Raw genomic sequence first — 18,970 nt, forward strand, 5'->3', positions numbered from 1 at the left:
TAAGAGAAAAGGGAGGAAATGTGCATGGAAAAAGGATATTTCGGTGAATTTGGAGGAAGTTTCATTCCGCCTGCATTGCAAGATGCGATGAACCATCTGGAACAACAATTCGAGGAAGCAATCCAGGACCCTTCCTTCATGGATGAATACCGCCGCTATTTGGCCGAGTACGTCGGCCGGGAGAACCCAATCACCTTTGCTGAAAATTTGACGAAGCAGGTCGGCGGGGCCAAGATTTATTTGAAACGGGAAGATTTGAACCACACCGGTTCTCATAAGATCAACAACGCGATTGGCCAAATCCTATTGGCCAACCGGATGGGCGTGAAACGTGTCATTGCAGAAACCGGCGCGGGCCAGCATGGTGTCGCGACGGCTACAGCCTGTGCAATGTTTGATATGGAATGCGTCATTTATATGGGCGCGGAAGATATGCGGCGACAAGCATTGAACGTCTTCCGGATGGAATTGCTCGGCGCCAAAGTCGTTTCAGTAACGAAAGGCCAAGGCCGCTTGAAAGATGCCGTGGATGAAGCATTGAATGACCTCGTCGCCAACTATGAAAATACATATTACTTGCTTGGGTCGGCGGTTGGGCCACATCCGTTCCCTACTATTGTAAAGTACTTCCAATCGGTCATCAGCGAAGAATCCAAACGTCAAATGCTCGAAAGGGAAGGGAAACTGCCAAATACGGTCATCGCTTGCGTCGGTGGAGGCAGCAATGCGATCGGCGCATTTGCCCATTATTTGAATGAGGCAAGCGTGGAGCTGATCGGTGTGGAGCCGATGGAAGCAGCCACGATGACGAAAGGCGTGCCCGCTGTCCTTCATGGCTTCAAATGTTATACTTTGTTAGATGAACACGGCGAGCCGGATGCCACATATTCCATCGCGGCAGGATTGGATTATCCCGGCGTCGGACCGGAACATAGCTATTTGAAAGATGTCGAACGCGCAACCTACTACCCCGTTACCGGGCAGGAAGCATTGGAAGCCTTCAAGACATTATCCAAAACGGAAGGCATCATCCCGGCATTGGAAAGTTCCCATGCGGTTGCCTTTGCAATGAAACACGCAGCCACCCTGTCACCGGATGATATTGTACTGGTCAACCTATCCGGCCGCGGCGACAAAGATGTGGAACAAGTATTTGAAATGCTTCAGCAAGAAAAAGCGCAGCAGGCGTGAGGTAAGGGTGGCATGTTGCGGAGTTTGCCGAAACGTTTAGAGGTTTGACCAAAACGTTGTGCGGTTGGTTGTGAACGTTGAGAACTTTGACGAAAACATTGTGAGCGTCAGCCAAAACGTTGTAAGGGTTTGGGAAACGTTTAGTGGTTTGGCTTGAACGTTGTGAGGTTGAAACAAAACGTTGGGAAGTTCCTGAAAAACGTTAGAAGGGTCACCTGCAACGTTGAGAGGCTTCAAAAACGTCCGGAAGATAATAGTAATTTATAAACCGCAATACTCAAATTTTATTTAATTAAAGAAAGATGGGGTTTTTTAATGATTCAAGTGAACATACCTGCGCTGGATCTTCAAGCAGGTGATGAGGCCGAGGCGTATTCGGCCACGTTGACGAAACCGGTGGGAAGCTTGGGCCGATTGGAAGAATTGGCGGTGGAGCTGGCGAGAATGAAAGGCACTCGTACACTTGAGATTACACCGCCTGGCATCTTGGTGTTTGCCGCGGATCACGGTGTTGTGCGGGAAGGCGTTTCGGCGTTCCCCCAAGAAGTGACCGTTCAAATGGTGTCCAATATCGTGCAAGGTGGGGCTGCCATCAATGTCTTTGGCAGGCAGATTGGTGCCACGTTCCAAGTGGTCGATGTCGGAGTCGCCGGCGAAGTCGCGGAGGAAGCTGTCAGCCCGAGAAAGATTCGACCAGGTACCGGAAGCTTTTTGACAGAGTTGGCGATGACTCGGGAAGAGGCGGAGCAAGCGGTTGCTGTCGGTTATTCGGAAGCGGAGCGTTTGCTGGAAAATGGTATGAAATGCTTGATTGTCGGAGAAGTCGGCATCGGCAATACGACTGCAAGTAGTGCCGTATTGTCCGCGATTACCGGGGCCGATCCCGCCTCAATCGTCGGATATGGGACAGGCATCTCTTCCGTCCAGCATGAGCGGAAAATCGCGGTGGTCCGCGAAGCGGTTGAACGCCACAAGCCGGATTCGCAAGACGCCTATGATATCCTGTCCAAAGTTGGCGGGTTGGAAATGGGTGCGATGGCTGGTGCGATGCTGGCTGCTGCTGAAAACCGGGTGCCGATTCTGCTAGATGGGTTCATCTGCACTGTATCGGCTCTATTGGCTAAATTGATTGATCCCCGTGTAGCGGACTATATGATTCTATCCCATCAATCGGCGGAACCCGGACATCTTACGGCCATCCAGCATATCAGAAAACAACCGATCGTCCAATTGGATATGCGGCTCGGTGAAGGAACCGGGGCGGCTGTCGCCTTCCCGATTTTGCAAGCGGCGGTCCATATGATCAATGAGATGGCCACTTTCGAAAGTGCCGGAGTGGCTGGAAAAGAAGAAGATTCGAGTGCTACGCTTTCATAAAAACCGCCGTGCTTCCTATTTTACGGGAGCACGGCTTTTGAATGAATCCAGGCAATCTTGGCAAATGCATGTTTTCCGAAGTTGATCGGCGGGCACTTCATCGAAAATCTCTTGTGGAAAGGATTCCTGCGTACACCAGCAATCTCCCAAAGACTTTTCTTTTCCGTTACAACAATTATTCCCTTTCCCGCAAATCGGGCAAACTTCCACGATTGTTTTCACAATACTCCCCCTCCGATATAGAATATTTGAACCCCTCCACTTTGGATATTCCTTCCTGCACTCGCCTAATGAGAAAATACTATCCAACTGTCAGTAACGAGCATAAGAAAGAAACCGTCACTCACCCGGTGAAACGGTATGTGTTTATTTCACTGGACGCTGTCGCCATCTTCAGATTCGCCAAACGGTTCTCCTGGATACAACTCCTGCAGGAACTCGACCGACTGGGTGATTAATTCCTTCAAAACTTCCACGTCGATGTCATCGACCTTATTGATATAGACACAGGCTTTTCCTGACGTATGCTTGCCGAATTTGGCAAGCAGCGCTTCCCGTTCCGGATCGCCGGTTGCAAAGTATAGGCTGATTTTCGCTTTCCGTGGAGAGAAGCCGACTAACGGGGCGTCCCCTTCATGGCCTGTTTTGTAGATATAATGATACGATCCGAAACCGATGATGCTCGGCCCCCATAATTTCGGCTCATAGCCTGTCGTTTCGGTGAAAATATCGAGAAGGCGATACGCATCTTCCCGTTTCTTCGGGTGATCCACCTGTTCAATGAATTCGATGACGCTGTCGTCCGTCTCTTTTGTTTTTAATTCGTACATCCGATTTTCCTCCCGATTGAGTGATTGTTCTGTCTAGTGTAGCATACGTCCCTCATATTCCGGAATAACTTCTCATATAGTGGTCAGGAGGAATCCGGAGGTGGTAGGTTTGAGCAAGGATTTTACAAAAACGGCGCGGGATGAACTTCATTTTTGGCTGCAAATTTTGGGCGATCACGGACGCTTTATCCATGACTCATTGGCGCCGGGCCAGAAGACTTTTATCGAGCAAGCGGACGCCTTCATCCAACAATTCGATTCTTTGCTGGCAGACTCGAAGCGTTCTCTAGATCGGCGTGCTCTTCTACTCCTTCTTCAAAAATCGAAATCTGCCAGTGAAATGATCCGTACTTATAAACTTTCAATCATCCGAGAACAACTCGTCGGGAACATTAAAATCTCCCTGACCCCCACTTTTCTAAACCATATGGTCAATGAAGTGGAAGAGGCAATCCGTTTGTTCTCCTATTTGGAAAAAGAGGAAATGCCGCCACCTGTCCACCCGCTCCACCATGATTTGCTTTGGCTATTGGATGCAGCCGGCCATGCAGGGGCCATCAACGATCAGCTGGATCGGGTTGAGAGACCGTTGAAAAAGAAGAGCCACAAATTCATGAAAGATTGGGATGCCTTTTATCTGAAAGCGATTGAATTGACCGGATTTTTACGGACGAATGCGACCAAGTTTCCAGCTCTGTCTAAATTTCATAATGATATCCATTTGGAAATGACCATATTCAAAGCTTTCTTGCGGGAGTTGGAGGAGTTGGGCCTCACCAAAAAGGGGCTTGGTACGTTGACGCCGCTCATGGCTGACCATATGGCGCGGGAAGAATGCTATTATTTGACGAAGCTGGCGGAAACGGCGGAAGTCCCCTCCCCCGATTGCGATCCGGCGAAACCAAGAACAAATGAATGAATGAAAAGCGGATCGCCTTGTTATAGGCCATCCGCTTTTTGAGTTATCCTATCTGAATTTCCGAATCCAATGATTGCAACGCGGCTAAAATACTGAGTCCCGTCAATTGGCTCGTTTTCGGATTATGCGTCGATGGGTGGTTTTCGAGCTGAACCGTTAGTTTTCCGAAATCCCCGATTGCTTGAATCATGTGGATATTATGCTCTGCTTGGGGATCGGCAATGATCCGGACATCAGTGTCATGAATTCCGACGCCTGCTAAAGCGAGAATGATGGCGACATTGGCATTTTGCGGGAATCGGTGAATCGCCTCTTTGGCCGAGCCTTCAAAAAGGACAGTCTCTTCGGCGAATGGCTGATCCGATAAAGAGTTTGCCGGTTTCCGGGTTTCCAAGGAGACCCTTCGTAATCCGCCCCCGACTTGCGCTGCCCGTATCGCATCCAATCCACCGATTGCGCCGGCAGGCAGATATATTTTATGGCCATGCGCTTTGGCATTGGCTTTAAGTTCTTCGTATAATGTAATATCTGCCAACGCGCCGACGCTGATCAGGAGCAGATCCTTCTCCTGGACGATTTGAGCAGCGTAGGAGCGGACAACTTCAATATTGGCGCATTCGACGACAATATCGACATCCGACTTCAAAAATGCTTCCACGTCATGGAAAGCGGTGAAGCGATACGTGTTCAGCAGTCTTGGCAAGGTCATCTTCGCCTTTTCCCGTTCATCAAAAACTGCCGTAATCTGGCAGCCAGGCAACCGCTTCTCTTTATTGATTTTCTGTAAGAGAAAGTTTCCAATGGAACCTGTTCCGATTAAACCGATATTCATGTAAATCCATTCCTTTCCCTTTTCATCATAGCGGACATTTCGTGAAAGGACGAACATTTCGACCGGCTGGCGTTGTTTGAATGGTTGTCCGGGAAGGGTATGGAAGTGCAACAAGAATTCAGGAGGCGAAAAACGTGGCGGAGACATCTTTTATCGGTGTGTTTGATAATGAAAATGATTTGATTGCAAAAATTGATGAATTGAAGCTGAAAGGTTATAGTGACGATAATCTGTATGTCCTGGCGAGGCGCGACACGGATATCACGATGGTGAAAGCTCGGACAGGAGTGGAAATCGAGCGGCCGGACGGTGGTTCCTGGTGGGACCGGTTCACTTCGTTGTTTTCGGGAGAGGAACCAGTGCGCGGAGCACTCGGAAATATGGGTCTCGATCCGATTCAGGCGGAGAATTATTATAAGCTGCTCGAAGGAGGAAGCATGCTGCTGTACGTAGATCAGGGCGAGTATGGTCAACGTATTTCCGGCAATGGCGGCGCAGCCAGTTTAGATGGCGCAGGGACCGATCCAAATTTGGGAGCTAATCTTCAGCAGCCCGAAAACCAAATCGAATTCCCTACGGAAAACCCATCTGCCGGCATCCCCCCTGGAAAACGGATCTGATGGATATGGACAGGCGTTCACGATTGCGGTGAACGCCTTTTATTTTGGCAGAACGGAAAATACGCGTACCTCCAAACGATCTGCTGCGAAAAACCTTTTTTCCGCTAGGTTCTAATCGCTCTCTAGCGGGTATATATTGGTATGTCTTCTTTTTTATTCATCGAACGGAGGGGTAATCATGGGAAAATATGCAATCGCCCTCTTTACTATCCTGTTAACAGGGCTCATTGGCGTTTCAACTAAAGCGGCAGATCAACCTTTGAAGTTTTTCGTGGACGGCGTTGAAATCGAGGGAGCTGAGCAGCCGTTACTCGAAAAAGGCGGACAAGTCCTCCTGCCCGTGCTGCCATTATTCGAAGCGGCTGGATTTCATGTTTCCGAGGGGAATCCAGGCGAAGTATTGGTGACCAATTCATTCCTCACAATCGTGTTCAAGACCGGCTCGGGCGCAATTTATGTGAATGGCGAAACTGTAGGAACCGAGTTTCCTCTCACTCGCCGCAATACGGCACATTACGTATCGAATGAATTTTTATCCACCTTGGAAGGGTTCAACGTTTCATTTTCAAAAGATCGGTCCGCCATTCACGTGACGACCAACCGATCCCGGAACATCGAGGCTTTTTTGGAACAGATGGCCACCGTGGAATTTACCGGCTATTCGTCCAAAAGCACATTGGACCATCGAACCGTCTTCTCGTACGATCCGGACACCGTCGAATTCACGCTTGACGCCAATTTGACCGTAAATGAAAAGCCGAGCGCCTTGTCCATGGATACGGTAATGGAAACCAAATTGGACGGAAAACCGGTGAAACAGATGTCTGAACTCTATTTTACGAATAAGGGAGTATGGGAGTATAAGGAAGACATCGGGAAATGGGTCCGGCTGGGAGATGTACCTTCTTTGGCACTTATGGGAACTTACTTGCCCGCCCCCCACCCGCTTGATCATCTGAAAAGAGTTGAAGATAACGACATCTTGCAACTGTATGATTATGGGGATGTGCTCGTCTTAGTTGAACGGATAAACGAGGAGAATTTGGAAGATGACCTTGTTGCCAGCAGGACGGATCGGTACATGGCCACGCAATTTGACAAGCGGACGTCCTTGCCGTTTCACGCGCTTACGATAACCGGGACGACGATTGAAACCGACGAGGACTCTGTCTTCATCAAAGAACGGCTCACCCAAACGTTCCGCCATGATGAAACCGTCAAGCAAGTCCAAGTCCCCGCCAAAGTGGTCCGCGACGCCATCAGCGAGGAAGCCTATTGGAAAGAGATCGGCGTGTTTGACGAATTTTAAATAAAAACGGAACAGGCCGAGGGTGGCTTGTTCCGTTTTTCATTTCCCTTTCTTCAAGAACCTCTGGTAAAGAGGCGATAATGCGTTCGGAGTCAGTTCAATATTGTTCTCATGCGCATATTTGACTGCATGTCCGAGGGCGATCGTCATTGCGCCCGCCACGCTGGCCCCGGCTACCATGCCTGCCCCAGGGACGACTTTAATGATTTGGCGGAAAACCGTCTTTCCGACATTGCCGACGACCGTGGCGATGATCAATTCCTTCGCGTGGTCTTTGGAAATCGGCTTGCCGTACAACGCGGAAAGGCGGAGCAGGAGTCCGACTTGCAGCGCGGTCAATGGCACAAAATCGGAGCCGGGCATCGGAAGGGCGCCGATTGCGGCCGCTGATCCGCCTGCACCGAGAATCCACTTATTGGCGATAGACGACTTATCCGCCATATTCGCGGCCATCAAAATGTCCTTTTTTTTACCTTCCAACAATCTTAAAATCTCATTTTGCAACATGCTGATATTCTCGCCTGTACGCGAAGAAATCGGAGTGACGGGGTACTCATAGTTCGTGTGATCTTGAATATATTTCACGAGGCTGCCGATATCTTCGGCCGCGTCGATTTTATTCAGCACGAGGATGATGTCTTTGTTCACCTTGGCGATCTTTTTCAACGAAACGAGTTCTGTATCCGACAATACCGTGCCGGCAGCGTTCAGGAAAAATAAAATCAAATCAGCCTGTTTATAAAACTTCATCGTCTCCGCTGAATGCTCTTTATGGATATCATCCAGTCCCGGTGTATCGACAAAGACGATGTTTTGCTTGTATATGTACTTCTTTACCTCCACCGTCTCACCCGGCTTCGCTCCGACTTCCGCAACGTCCGCCTCCATCAGCTGGTTCAGCGTCGAAGACTTCCCGGCATTGACATCCCCGATCATGGCGATGAGCACTTCCCTTTCGAGCTGCTCATTGATTTCCGTCGTCTTTTCATCAAAGAGACGATTGAATTCTTCGTCTGACATGAATCGTTGCTTGTCCATTGTTCGTCCTCCTTCCTAATTTTCTTACTTCTTAATTCTACGAATCACAGATGGAGAAGGTTTCATCGAGGAATCTCTCCCATCTTATCTTCCCTACCTTCGGGCTCATTGAAACCGGATTTGCGAATGTAACCCGCCGTATCGAAATGCCGTTTCCGGGAATGAATACGATGATTAGTGTTTCAAGGAGGAACATCATGAAACTTAGAATACTCATTTTACTAGGAATGACCAGTTTATGGATCGGGTTACAGCCATGGGATCTGCGGGTTCAAACTTCGAGCCCTATAACGACCTCCTTTGATGGCCCATCAACGGCAACGGCAATTGAAGCCTATGCACAAAAGCATGATATCCCGGCAATCGATGCGACCATCGACAGAGTTTGGAAAGCGATCCCCGGCTATAACGGCCTAGCCGTCGATCAGAAGAAAAGCTTAAAAAAGATGGGAACTCGTTTCAGTGAACAACAGATCGTCTGGAAAGAAGTATCACCCTCCGTCCATTTAAGCGAACTGCCGCCCTCCCCTATTTACCGCGGCAATCCGGAAAAGCCGATGATTTCCCTGCTGATTAACGTTGCCTGGGGGAATGAATTCATCGAACCCATCCTCCGGGCATTGGATAAGCACGAAGCGAAAGCGACGTTCTTTCTGGATGGCAGCTGGACGAAGAAAAATTCCGATTTGGCACGCTTGATTCAGTTACACGGCCATGAAATCGGCAGCCATGCGTACAGCCATCCTGATTTGGCAAAATCTTCGGAGGCGAAGACGAGAGAGGAATTGCAAAAGACGAACGACGTGATCGAGGAAGTCCTCGGACTGACACCGACCTGGTTCGCCCCGCCAAGCGGCAGTTTTAATCAACGGACAATTGAAATCGCCCGGGAGCTCGGTATGTATACCATCCTTTGGACAGTGGATACGGTCGATTGGCGCAATCCCGACACGACGGAAATGGTTAATCGGGTCGTGTCCAAAGTGGAAAACGGCACAATGATTCTTATGCATCCGACCAAGCCGACGTCGGAAGGATTGGATCGGATGATCGGGGAAATTAAAGAGAAAGGATATGTAGTCGGAACGGTGTCCGAGTTGATGAGTGAAGAGCGTGTTCAGTGATGTAATTCGCCAGAAAATCCGTACACCTTCGAAGTGAACCGGAACACCTTGCACTGAAATTCAGACAGCTTGCCGGAAAACTGGAACACCCCAAGCAAACCCGTATATCCTAGCGGAAAACTACATTCAAACAGGCAGGCATCCAGTCGGAATGTCCGCCTGTTTCTTCTATTTTTTCAACGAAGGTCGAAACGTTCCATCCGGATTGCCTCCAATGATATTCTTTTTGTATAGGAGTGGGGTGTCTCTATGTACTTTTCTAAATGGAATCGGATTATTACGCACTTCGAGGTCAAGCTATCTTGGTCATCGATCCGGACAAAGCAGAAATCGTCGACCGGATGCAAGGGTTTGGCCGAGTCCGGGACGTATACTCGGACGGCCGTTCACTTTACTTCATTACGAATAATACCGACGGCCGCGGCAATCCATCGCAGAGGGATGATCGGTTGATCCGGTTCACTCCATAGCCGCAACTTCAAAGTTGTTCAGGTTCGCTATGCAATGTATAATAAAGGAAGACTGCATAGCGTCGGAGAATTTCCATTTCGGTTTTCAATCCTGGAGCAACTGTCGAACCTGACTACGGTGGACGGTTGCTTTTTTTGAAGTTTCGAACCTTGCAGAAAGTTGTCAATTCGCTATATATCCGTGAGGAAAAGTTTTGTTCGACATTGTCAAATAAAGCGATTATAATTGGGCTTTAGATTCGAAGTGATAACACTTATCTTCAAGTGAAAGGCGTGAGTGTCGGGTTGGAAAATAAGCTGAAATTGTACGGCTTTAACAACCTCACCAAAACACTTAGCTTCAACATCTATGATGTAAGCTATGCAAAAAGTGAGCGGGAGCAGAAGGATTATATTGCCTATATCGATGAGCAATACAACTCTGAACGATTGACGAAAATCCTATATAATGTGACGGAAATTATCGGAGCTCATGTATTGAATGTGAGCAAGCAGGATTATGATCCGCAAGGTGCGAGCGTGACGATCTTGATCACGGAGGAATCGATTCCGGTCGGACTGATCGACGAATCATGCAACCGCGGGGAAATGAACATTCTGAAAACCCGGGATTCCGTCGTCGGTCATCTCGATAAAAGCCATGTCACCGTCCACACGTATCCTGAATATCACCCTGACAATTCGATCGCTACCTTCCGGGTGGATATCGAAGTTTCAACATGCGGTGAAATATCGCCGTTGAGAGCACTCGATTATCTGATTGGGAGCTTCGATTCGGATATTATCACAACCGATTATCGGGTTCGAGGATTCACAAGGAACGATCAAGGGAAAAAGCTATTTATGGATCATAAGATGACATCGATCCAGGATTATATCGATAGCGAAACATTACAGAAATACGATGCAATCGATGTGAATGTGTATCAATCCAACATCTTTCACACCAAGCTGTTGATCAAAGATATCGATCTCCAGAATTACTTGTTCAATACGGACGTCTACGAAATCCCGCCGAAGGAAAGACTCCGCATTACGAATAATTTACGCAAAGAAATGATTGAGATTTTCAGCGGATCCAATATATATGATGAAAATTGAGTAAGGGGTGATACGATGGGAACTCTTACACAACATAGAGCCCCTATTATGGAAGCCTTGAATGAATACAAAGCAGCGCGGGTCGTCCCGTTCGACGTGCCGGGCCACAAGCGCGGCCGCGGAAATCCTGCCTTGGCCGACTTTTTGGGCGAAAAAGCATTGTCCTTCGATGTCAACTCGATGAAACCGCTCGACAACTTATGCCATCCCGTGTCGGTCATCCGGGAAGCGGAACAATTGGCTGCCGAGGCGTTCGGAGCGAAGCATGCGTTCTTCATGGTGAATGGCACGACTTCCGCGGTCCAAGCGATGGTCATGACCGCCTGCAAAGCGGGGGAAAAGATCATCATGCCGCGCAATGTCCATCGCAGCGCCATCAATGCTCTTATATTGAGCGGCGCCGTTCCGGTCTACGTTAATCCTGGGGTGAACAGCAAGCTCGGAATCCCGCTCGGCATGTCCGTGGATGACGTAAAGCAGGCAATCTTGGAAAACCCGGATGCCAAGGCGATTTTGATCAACAACCCGACCTATTACGGCATCTGTTCCAATTTACAGGCCATCACCGATTTGGCGCATGAACATGACATGCTTGTGCTTGTCGATGAAGCCCATGGGACCCACTTCTATTTCGGACAGGACCTCCCTGCTTCCGCGATGTCCGTCGGTGCGGACATGGCGTCCGTTAGCATGCACAAATCAGGGGGTTCATTGACGCAAAGTTCGTTTTTATTAATCAATAATGAGGTTGGCGAAGGATACACCCGGCAAATCATCAACTTGACCCAAACGACGAGCGGTTCTTATCTATTGCTCTCCTCCCTCGACATTTCACGGAGGAATCTGGCGCTTCACGGAAAAGAGACATTCCGCAAAGTGACAGAAATGGCTCAGTATACTCGGGATGAAATCAATAAGATCGACGGCTATTACGCGTTTTCTAAAGAATTGATCGATGGCGATACGGTGTACGATTACGACGTGACCAAATTATCCGTACATACGATTGACATCGGACTCGCCGGCGTTGAAGTATATGATATTTTACGCGACGAGTACGATATCCAGATTGAATTCGGGGATCTCGGCAATCTGCTGGCCTATATTTCGGTCGGGGATCGCCAGCTCGACTTGGAACGCCTCGTAGCCGCCTTGGGTGAAATCAAAAGACGGTACTCGCGGGACAAAAGCAATTTATTCGACCATGAATACATTAAGCCGATCATCGCAGAGACGCCCCAGACGGCATTCTACGCACCGAAAAAGACATTGCCGATTGCAGAAAGCGCCGGTCATGTTGCAAGCGAATTCGTCATGGCCTACCCGCCCGGCATCCCGATTCTCGCTCCCGGCGAACGAATCACCGAAGAAATTGTTGCGTATATCGATTATTGCAAAGAAAAAGGTTGTTTCCTCACCGGTACCGAAGATAGCCGTATCGAATTCATCAACGTATTGAAAGAGGAGGTCGAGGCATGAATTTATGGTTCACAGAACACCATTCGCCCAATGTGAAATTTTCCATCAAAGTGGATAAACACCTCTATTCGGGCCAAAGTGATTTTCAGAAGATCGATATTTTACAGACGCCTGAATTCGGACGGGTTCTGACATTGGACGGGCTCGTCATGTGTACGGAAAAAGACGAGTTCATCTACCATGAAATGATCACACATGTGGCGATGGCGACAAACCCGCATATTCAGAATGTTCTCGTCATCGGTGCTGGAGATGGCGGAACGGTGCGGGAATTGGTGAAGTACCCAACCATCGAAAAGATCGACATGGTGGAAATCGATCAAATGGTCGTCGAAGTGTGCCTGGAATATTTGCCACAGACCGCTTCCAAACTGACCGATCCGCGAGTGAACTTATATTACGAAGACGGATTAAAATTCGTCCGAAAAAAAGAGAGTGAGTACGACCTTATTATCGTCGATTCGACCGATCCATTCGGTCCGGGGGAAGGTCTGTTTACGAAAGAGTTTTATGGGAATTGTTTCAAAGCACTGACGGAAGAAGGGATTTTGGTCAATCAGCATGAAAGTCCTTTCTATGAGGAAGATGCGCGGGGCATGAAGCGTGCCCACCAGAAGATCATGGGATTCTTCCCGATTTCCGATGTCTATCAAGTGCATATCCCGACCTACCCATCCGGTCACTGGCTATTCGGTTTCGCTTCGAAGAAGTATGATCCGATCGAGGACTTGGATGCCTCTGCATGGAACGATTTGGGTCTGGAAACACGGTATTATAATCCGAAGATCCACGTTGGTTCGTTTGCTCTCCCAAACTATGTAAAGGAGCAATTGAAAGATGTTGAACCGAAACATTGAAACTTTCATCGGTTGTGATAATGAATATGAAGAATCGGGCATCGTCATTTTCGGCGCCCCTTTCGACTCGACGACGTCCTTCCGTCCAGGCACCCGCTTCGCAAGCAAAGCGATGCGAGGCGATTCATTCGGAATCGAGACGTACAGTCCCTACCAGGATAAAGACTTGGAGGACATCGCCGTATTCGATGGTGGCGACTTGGAATTGAGCTTCGGCAATACGGAACGGGCACTCGGACAAATCGAGGAATTCACGGCAAACGTCTTATCCGACGGTAAAATTCCGTGCATGATCGGCGGCGAGCATCTTGTCACATTGGGAACGATGCGGGCAATCGCCAAGCAGTATCCGGATGTGCATATCATCCAATTCGATGCGCATGCCGACTTGCGGGATGACTACTTAGGCGAGAAGTTGTCGCATGCAACGGTCATCCACCGGGTCTGGGACTTGCTCGGGGACGACCGGATCTACCAATTCGGCATCCGCTCAGGCGACCGGAGTGAATTCGAATGGGGCAAAAATCGGGTCTATACAAATCGCTTCAATTTTAACGGCCTGCTCGATGTCATCGAGAAATTGAAAGGGAAGCCGGTCTACCTGACGATCGACTTGGACGTGCTCGATCCATCCGTCTTCCCAGGAACCGGGACACCGGAAGCGGGCGGCGTCAGCTTCATGGATTTATTGCAAGCGATCCTTCAAGTTAGTGAATTGAATATCGTCGGTTGCGATGTCAATGAACTATCCCCGTTTTATGATCAAAGCGGCGTTTCGACAGCAGTTGCATGCAAAGTGCTGCGCGAGCTGCTGTTGGCGATCGGATCAAAAAACTAAGATAGAACTATTATGAAAATGGTGGTGTTTTTACATGGGTAAAGCTTTAATTATCGGAGCTGGCGGAGTCGCTAGCGTTGTGGTCCACAAATGTGTTCAGGTGCCGGATGTGTTCGAGGAAATTTGCATCGCGAGCCGGACGAAATCCAAATGTGATGCGTTGAAAGAGAAGTTGGACGGCGGCCGGACGAAAATCCAGACGGCGCAAGTCGATGCGGATAACGTGCCTGAACTAGTAGCGCTGATCAATGATTTCAAACCGGATATCGTCATCAACGTCGCGCTTCCTTACCAAGACTTGACCATAATGGACGCTTGTCTTGAAACAGGTGTGCATTATTTGGATACTGCCAACTACGAGCCTCTCGATACAGCGAAATTCGAATACAAATGGCAGTGGGCTTATAAAGAGAAGTTCGAAAAGGCAGGCCTCACCGCATTACTCGGCAGCGGCTTCGACCCTGGCGTGACAGGCGTCTTCTCCGCTTATGCGCAAAAACACTATTTCGATGAAATCCATCAAATTGATATCGTCGACGCCAATGCTGGAGACCACGGCTATCCATTCGCCACGAACTTCAACCCGGAAATCAACATCCGTGAAATTACGGCAAACGGACGCTACTGGGAAGATGGCGAGTTCATCGAGACGGAACCGCTGGAATTGAAACGCGTCTACGACTTGCCTGAAATCGGTCCGAAAGATGTGTACTTGCTGTATCATGAGGAACTCGAGTCCTTGGCAAAAAACATCAAAGGCATCAAGAAGATCCGCTTCTGGATGACGTTCTCCGAGAAATATTTGACGCATCTGCGCGTCCTTGAAAATGTCGGCATGACGTCCATCGAACCGATCGAATTCGAAGGCCAGCAAATCGTGCCTTTACAATTCTTGAAGGCGGTCTTGCCTGATCCGGCTTCCCTTGGGCCGCGTACGAAAGGGAAAACGAACATCGGCTGTATTTTCCAAGGCGTGAAGGACGGCGAAGAGAAAACGTATTATGTCTATAACGTTTGCGACCACCAAGAATGTTATCGCGAAGTCGGATCCCAAGCGATTTCCTATACGACCGGCGTGCCGGCCATGATCGGCGCGATGATGATCTTGACGGGTAAATGGAAGAAACCGGGCGTTTACAATGTCGAGGAATTCGATCCGGATCCATTCATGGAAGCGTTGAATGAATACGGCCTGCCATGGCAAGAAGATTTCAATCCTGTGTTGATTGACTAAGGGGGCATGACCGAATTGAATTTTGATGTACACGCAGTCCCCTCCCCCTCCTATGTGGTGGACGAAGGATTGCTCATCCGGAACTTGGAGAAACTGAAATCCGTCATCGACCGGACCAGCTGCAAGATTTTGCTTGCCCAAAAAGGGTTTTCGATGTTTTCCGTCTATCCACTCATCGGAAAGTATTTGAACGGTGTCACATCCAGCGGCTTATTGGAGGCGCGTCTCGGCTATGAGGAAATGGGCAAAGAGGTGCATACGTATGCACCTGCCTTTTCCGCTGCCGAATTCGATGACATCATGAAATACTCCGATCATATCGTTTTCAATTCCTTCCGCCAATGGAAGCAATTCAAAGAGCGGGTTCGGAACTATCCGAAACAGATCGAGTGCGGCATCCGCATCAACCCGGAGTATTCGGAGATCGAAGTCGATTTGTACAATCCATGTTTCACCCACTCCCGTTTCGGGGTGACGCTCGACCAATTCGAACCCGACCAATTGGACGGCATCAGCGGCCTTCATTTCCATACGATGTGCGAGCAAAACTCGGATACATTGGAACGGACAATTCAAGTCATCGATGAGAAGTTCGGCAAGTATTTGAAGGACATGAAGTGGATCAATTTCGGCGGAGGGCACCATATTACGAGATCCGACTATGACATGGAGACGCTCATCCGCTCGATTCAATTCATGCAGGACAAATACGGCCTGGAAGTGTATTTGGAACCTGGTGAAGCGATTGCGCTGAATACTGGATACCTTGTGGCAACGGTGATGGATACGATGTATAATGGCATGCCGATCGCCATCCTGGACACGTCCGCCACTTGCCATATGCCGGACGTCTTGGAAATGCCGTATCGTCCGGAAATCATCGGTGCGGGCAAGCCCGGGGAAAAGGCGCATACGATCCGCCTTGGCGGAACGACCTGCCTTGCCGGGGATGTCATCGGGGACTATTCCTTTGACGATCCGCTTAAGCCAGGGGACAAGCTTGTGTTCTGCGATATGGCCCATTATTCCATGGTGAAGAACAATACGTTCAACGGCATGAATTTGCCGTCGATCGTCTTGAACACTGTCGACAACGGCATCCAAGTCATCAAGGAGTTCGGGTACGAGGATTTTAAAGAACGATTGTCATGATGAAACCTGCCTAGCAGCTATTCTTGCTGCTTGGGCAGTTTTTTTTCATTTGAACACATCTGGGTTGCGTTTATCATTCCGGATGGGCACGCCCCTCCCCCACGACCAAAAATAGAATAACGGTTTGGCAATACTTCCCATTTCTCCAAGCATCATTCTTCCCTCTTTCCAAATGCCAATTTATGTTTGAAACTTCTAATCTTATCATTTAACATAGAGAATAAGTTATATAAATTGACGACCTGTAGCTATCATTAATCAAAAAACCCTACTTCTGCACTATGTAATTGCAACCAGTCTTCACGCGGTTGGTTTTTTTATGCAATTTTTCCACGGAAGGCAAGTGAATAGTATGTCTATTGAGCGTCTATTTCAACGATTCGATATCTCCACTTTAAAAGGAAGACTGCGTTTTTGGTTCATTTGCATGATTGCGGTATTGGTCCTTCTTGCGTCCATTCCGTTTTTCTTAGTAGGGAAAACCCATAAACGGGAGGATGCCCGCCAGGTTATCAGCAAGATGATCGATCTTCAGCAAGTCGTCGTCGGGGATTGGTTCGTTGATAGGTTGGCGGATATCCGATTCATCTCCGCATTGCCATCCATACGGGATGGTGATACGAATAAAACGGAGGAAGCGCTGCGCGCGTTTCACGATAATCACTCCGAATTCAGTGGTATCGTTTATGTCAACCGAGCCGGAAAAACCGTCATTGGTACGAAAGGAGCCGGCGAGGTGGATGTATCCGACCGGGATTATTATCTGAAAGCGAAACAAGGGAAAGCGTACATTTCAGATATGCTCATCGGTCGTCAATTGAACGAGCCAATCATCATTTTCTCAGCCCCTGTCTATGATTACTCAGGCACCTTCCTAGGATTGATATTCGGATCCGTGCCTATTCGAACAATTAATGAGATCATGGCGCAATTCCATGATGACAACCAGGAGACGTATCTCGTCAACCGGGATGGGACACTGATCACCGAATCACGGCAAGGGCAGATTGGCGAAAAATTGGATTCTGCCATCTTTCGTAGGGCATTGGAGGATGAGCCCCCGGCCAAGCATTTTTATACGACTCAGAATGGCGATAGCGTGCTTGGGGATTATCGATGGGTACCGCAAAATCAGTGGTTGATCATCGGGGAAATTTCCAAGGATAAAATTTATAATCCCTTTTATCGAATGGCCTTGTTGTTCTCAATGGTCATCCTCCTTGTCGTTTTTGCTGGGTACACTTTGATGATTTGGGTAGCCCGCCAAATTGAAGAGCCGATCCAAGATGTACTCGTCGGAACGAGGGAAATCGGGAAAGGGAATTATGCCTATCGCGTAAATCGAGACTCTTACAGCAGGAGTGCGACAGAACTGCAACAGCTGTGCAAGGACTTCAATAGTATGAGCGATTTGATTGAAAGCCATATTGATTCAATCGCTGTGAGTGAGGAACGTTTCCGCTTGATTACGGAGTATTCGAGCGATATGATCACTATCCATGATTTGCGCGGGGACTATTTGTATGTGTCCGCTGCCGGTAAAGAAATCTTGCACTACGATGATGCCGAGATGATCGGGATGAGTGGCTATCATTTCATTCACCCGGATGATATTAACATGATCCAACGTAAACATGCCACGTTGCTGGAAACGGGCTATGTCGTTTCCACCTATCGGATCCGGCGGAAAGACGGAGAGTATATCTGGTTTGAATCTGCCATCCGCTCCTTGGAAGGCAAAAAGGACGAGGAATCCCAATTGATCATCGTCTCGCGCAATATTACCGAAAGGAAAATGGTCGAGCAACAATTGCAGGATGCCAATGAACTACTACAAGAATTGTCGATGAAAGACGGGTTGGTCGGTGTAGGGAACCGACGGGCGTTTGACGGACAATTGGCGGACAAATGGAATCATGCGATATCGCACGGAACCCCACTCTCGTTGATCATGCTCGATATTGATTATTTCAAACCGTACAATGATACATACGGCCATCAGCTAGGGGACGATTGCTTGCGGAAAGTGGCAACGGCGATTGATGAGGTGTTGAAATTGACGGGACAGAAAGTGTTCCGGTATGGCGGGGAAGAATTCGGCATCCTCTTGCCGGAAACCGATCAGGCGAGCGCGAGGGAAATTGCGGAACAAATCCGGAGAACGGTGGAGGGTTTACAGATTCCGCATATCGGTTCCAAGATTGCGGATTTTGTGACCATCAGCTTAGGGGTCGCCACCACAATCCCTATAGCGGAAGACACGACGATAGAATTCATAGCAGCCGCCGATCAGGCGCTGTATAAGGCGAAGTTGAATGGAAGGAATTGCGTCAGTCCTTCCGACTCTGAAATGAAATGAAGTAATCGAAAATCCCGCATATTCCCTGGCCCTCCAGCCGATGGAAAACGCGGGGTTTTTTATTTAACTCCTTCACTTCGCATGCTCGGGCACAAGGGAAACAGAACAGGTCACCCATGCGATTTAGTTCTCATACTGATTTTTCCATTATAAAGAAATAAAAAATTTAGAATAATTTGGAGACTGGTTGTTTTCTTCTATTTTCTTTAAAAATTTTCTTAAATACGCTATAAAAGCGCT

General features: G+C 48.5%; 19 protein-coding genes. 14 read left to right on the top strand and 5 right to left on the bottom strand.

What is annotated here, in order from left to right:
• Positions 1-24: 24 nt before the first annotated feature.
• Together trpB and cobT are read left to right on the top strand one after the other, a co-directional pair.
• Positions 25-1,191 carry a tryptophan synthase subunit beta gene (trpB, locus tag OXB_RS17450; RefSeq protein WP_052484140.1) on the top strand — a complete coding sequence of 389 codons (1,167 nt, stop codon included), beginning with the start codon at positions 25-27 and terminating at the stop codon, positions 1,189-1,191.
• 315 nt (positions 1,192-1,506) lie between these two features.
• Positions 1,507-2,568: a nicotinate-nucleotide--dimethylbenzimidazole phosphoribosyltransferase gene (gene cobT / locus OXB_RS17455; protein WP_041075937.1), complete on the top strand. Its 1,062-nt coding sequence runs from the start codon at positions 1,507-1,509 to the stop codon at positions 2,566-2,568.
• 15 nt (positions 2,569-2,583) lie between these two features.
• On the opposite strand, the gene OXB_RS17460 is transcribed toward cobT, so the two are convergent.
• The gene (locus OXB_RS17460) at positions 2,584-2,790 is read right to left on the bottom strand and encodes a cysteine-rich CWC family protein (protein ID WP_041075939.1); all 207 of its coding nucleotides are present in this window, start codon (positions 2,788-2,790) and stop codon (positions 2,584-2,586) included.
• Positions 2,791-2,939: 149 nt separating this feature from the next.
• On the bottom strand, positions 2,940-3,398 hold the full coding sequence (locus tag OXB_RS17465; protein ID WP_052484141.1) for a DUF1801 domain-containing protein: 459 nt from the start codon (positions 3,396-3,398) through the stop codon (positions 2,940-2,942).
• 109 nt (positions 3,399-3,507) lie between these two features.
• Between OXB_RS17465 and OXB_RS17470 the strand changes: the two genes are divergently transcribed.
• Positions 3,508-4,317, top strand: coding sequence for a DUF2935 domain-containing protein (locus tag OXB_RS17470; RefSeq protein ID WP_041077100.1), 810 nt, complete (start codon positions 3,508-3,510; stop codon positions 4,315-4,317).
• A gap of 43 nt (positions 4,318-4,360) precedes the next feature.
• Here the strand turns inward: OXB_RS17470 and nadX are convergent, their stop codons facing one another.
• Complete coding sequence (gene nadX / locus OXB_RS17475) at positions 4,361-5,149, bottom strand: aspartate dehydrogenase (RefSeq protein WP_041077103.1); 789 nt, start codon at positions 5,147-5,149, stop codon at positions 4,361-4,363.
• Positions 5,150-5,283: 134 nt separating this feature from the next.
• Here nadX and OXB_RS17480 point away from each other — a divergent pair, with 134 nt between their 5' ends.
• Together OXB_RS17480 and OXB_RS17485 are read left to right on the top strand one after the other, a co-directional pair.
• Entirely contained in the window at positions 5,284-5,769 is a 486-nt protein-coding gene (locus OXB_RS17480) for a general stress protein (protein ID WP_041075941.1), read from the top strand.
• Between the two features lie 178 nt (positions 5,770-5,947).
• Complete coding sequence (locus OXB_RS17485; protein ID WP_041075944.1) at positions 5,948-7,078, top strand: stalk domain-containing protein; 1,131 nt, start codon at positions 5,948-5,950, stop codon at positions 7,076-7,078.
• Positions 7,079-7,117: 39 nt separating this feature from the next.
• Here OXB_RS17485 and OXB_RS17490 read toward each other — a convergent pair whose 3' ends face one another.
• Positions 7,118-8,116 (bottom strand): YcjF family protein, encoded by a 999-nt coding sequence (locus tag OXB_RS17490; protein WP_041075946.1) that lies wholly within the window; start codon positions 8,114-8,116, stop codon positions 7,118-7,120.
• Positions 8,117-8,313: 197 nt separating this feature from the next.
• Here OXB_RS17490 and OXB_RS17495 point away from each other — a divergent pair, with 197 nt between their 5' ends.
• Positions 8,314-9,240, top strand: a complete 927-nt coding sequence (locus tag OXB_RS17495) for a polysaccharide deacetylase family protein (protein ID WP_144399735.1) — start codon at positions 8,314-8,316, stop codon at positions 9,238-9,240.
• A gap of 168 nt (positions 9,241-9,408) precedes the next feature.
• On the opposite strand, the gene OXB_RS19515 is transcribed toward OXB_RS17495, so the two are convergent.
• Positions 9,409-9,525, bottom strand: coding sequence for an S-layer homology domain-containing protein (locus tag OXB_RS19515; RefSeq protein WP_144399736.1), 117 nt, complete (start codon positions 9,523-9,525; stop codon positions 9,409-9,411).
• Here OXB_RS19515 and OXB_RS18995 point away from each other — a divergent pair.
• The 8 genes from OXB_RS18995 to OXB_RS18155 all read left to right on the top strand — a co-directional run bounded on the left by OXB_RS18995 (position 9,504) and on the right by OXB_RS18155 (position 18,730).
• Entirely contained in the window at positions 9,504-9,710 is a 207-nt protein-coding gene (locus tag OXB_RS18995) for a hypothetical protein (RefSeq protein WP_041075947.1), read from the top strand. The two genes, OXB_RS19515 and OXB_RS18995, sit on opposite strands and share 22 nt — an antisense overlap.
• 273 nt (positions 9,711-9,983) lie before the next feature.
• Positions 9,984-10,811 (top strand): adenosylmethionine decarboxylase, encoded by an 828-nt coding sequence (speD, locus tag OXB_RS17505; protein WP_041077107.1) that lies wholly within the window; start codon positions 9,984-9,986, stop codon positions 10,809-10,811.
• Positions 10,812-10,826: 15 nt separating this feature from the next.
• Complete coding sequence (locus OXB_RS17510) at positions 10,827-12,290, top strand: aminotransferase class I/II-fold pyridoxal phosphate-dependent enzyme (RefSeq protein WP_041075949.1); 1,464 nt, start codon at positions 10,827-10,829, stop codon at positions 12,288-12,290.
• Positions 12,287-13,147, top strand: a complete 861-nt coding sequence (gene speE, locus OXB_RS17515; RefSeq protein ID WP_041075951.1) for a polyamine aminopropyltransferase — start codon at positions 12,287-12,289, stop codon at positions 13,145-13,147. The genes OXB_RS17510 and speE overlap by 4 nt, the downstream gene beginning before the upstream one ends.
• The gene (gene speB, locus OXB_RS17520) at positions 13,128-13,985 is read left to right on the top strand and encodes an agmatinase (RefSeq protein ID WP_197539995.1); all 858 of its coding nucleotides are present in this window, start codon (positions 13,128-13,130) and stop codon (positions 13,983-13,985) included. Before speE ends, speB begins: the two co-directional genes overlap by 20 nt.
• A 34-nt stretch (positions 13,986-14,019) precedes the next feature.
• Positions 14,020-15,219 carry a saccharopine dehydrogenase family protein gene (locus OXB_RS17525; protein ID WP_041075953.1) on the top strand — a complete coding sequence of 400 codons (1,200 nt, stop codon included), beginning with the start codon at positions 14,020-14,022 and terminating at the stop codon, positions 15,217-15,219.
• 6 nt (positions 15,220-15,225) lie between these two features.
• Complete coding sequence (gene nspC, locus OXB_RS17530; RefSeq protein WP_041075955.1) at positions 15,226-16,371, top strand: carboxynorspermidine decarboxylase; 1,146 nt, start codon at positions 15,226-15,228, stop codon at positions 16,369-16,371.
• A 352-nt stretch (positions 16,372-16,723) separates the two neighbouring features.
• A complete protein-coding gene (locus OXB_RS18155; RefSeq protein WP_052484142.1) occupies positions 16,724-18,730 on the top strand; it encodes a diguanylate cyclase domain-containing protein in 2,007 nt (668 codons plus the stop codon).
• Positions 18,731-18,970: the final 240 nt, after the last annotated feature.

This window comes from Bacillus sp. OxB-1 (assembly GCF_000829195.1).
Taxonomy (GTDB): domain Bacteria; phylum Bacillota; class Bacilli; order Bacillales_A; family Planococcaceae; genus Sporosarcina.

Excerpts from the sequence above, each read along its gene's own strand:
- trpB (WP_052484140.1), top strand. The coding sequence starts at position 25 with ATGGAAAAAGGATATTTCGGTGAATTTGGAGGAAGTTTCATTCCGCCT.
- cobT (WP_041075937.1), top strand. The coding sequence starts at position 1,507 with ATGATTCAAGTGAACATACCTGCGCTGGATCTTCAAGCAGGTGATGAG.
- OXB_RS17465 (WP_052484141.1), bottom strand. The coding sequence starts at position 3,398 with ATGTACGAATTAAAAACAAAAGAGACGGACGACAGCGTCATCGAATTC.
- nadX (WP_041077103.1), bottom strand. The coding sequence starts at position 5,149 with ATGAATATCGGTTTAATCGGAACAGGTTCCATTGGAAACTTTCTCTTA.
- OXB_RS17485 (WP_041075944.1), top strand. The coding sequence starts at position 5,948 with ATGGGAAAATATGCAATCGCCCTCTTTACTATCCTGTTAACAGGGCTC.
- OXB_RS17490 (WP_041075946.1), bottom strand. The coding sequence starts at position 8,116 with ATGGACAAGCAACGATTCATGTCAGACGAAGAATTCAATCGTCTCTTT.
- OXB_RS17495 (WP_144399735.1), top strand. The coding sequence starts at position 8,314 with ATGAAACTTAGAATACTCATTTTACTAGGAATGACCAGTTTATGGATC.
- OXB_RS18995 (WP_041075947.1), top strand. The coding sequence starts at position 9,504 with ATGGAATCGGATTATTACGCACTTCGAGGTCAAGCTATCTTGGTCATC.
- OXB_RS17510 (WP_041075949.1), top strand. The coding sequence starts at position 10,827 with ATGGGAACTCTTACACAACATAGAGCCCCTATTATGGAAGCCTTGAAT.
- speE (WP_041075951.1), top strand. The coding sequence starts at position 12,287 with ATGAATTTATGGTTCACAGAACACCATTCGCCCAATGTGAAATTTTCC.
- speB (WP_197539995.1), top strand. The coding sequence starts at position 13,128 with ATGTTGAACCGAAACATTGAAACTTTCATCGGTTGTGATAATGAATAT.
- OXB_RS17525 (WP_041075953.1), top strand. The coding sequence starts at position 14,020 with ATGGGTAAAGCTTTAATTATCGGAGCTGGCGGAGTCGCTAGCGTTGTG.
- nspC (WP_041075955.1), top strand. The coding sequence starts at position 15,226 with ATGACCGAATTGAATTTTGATGTACACGCAGTCCCCTCCCCCTCCTAT.
- OXB_RS18155 (WP_052484142.1), top strand. The coding sequence starts at position 16,724 with ATGTCTATTGAGCGTCTATTTCAACGATTCGATATCTCCACTTTAAAA.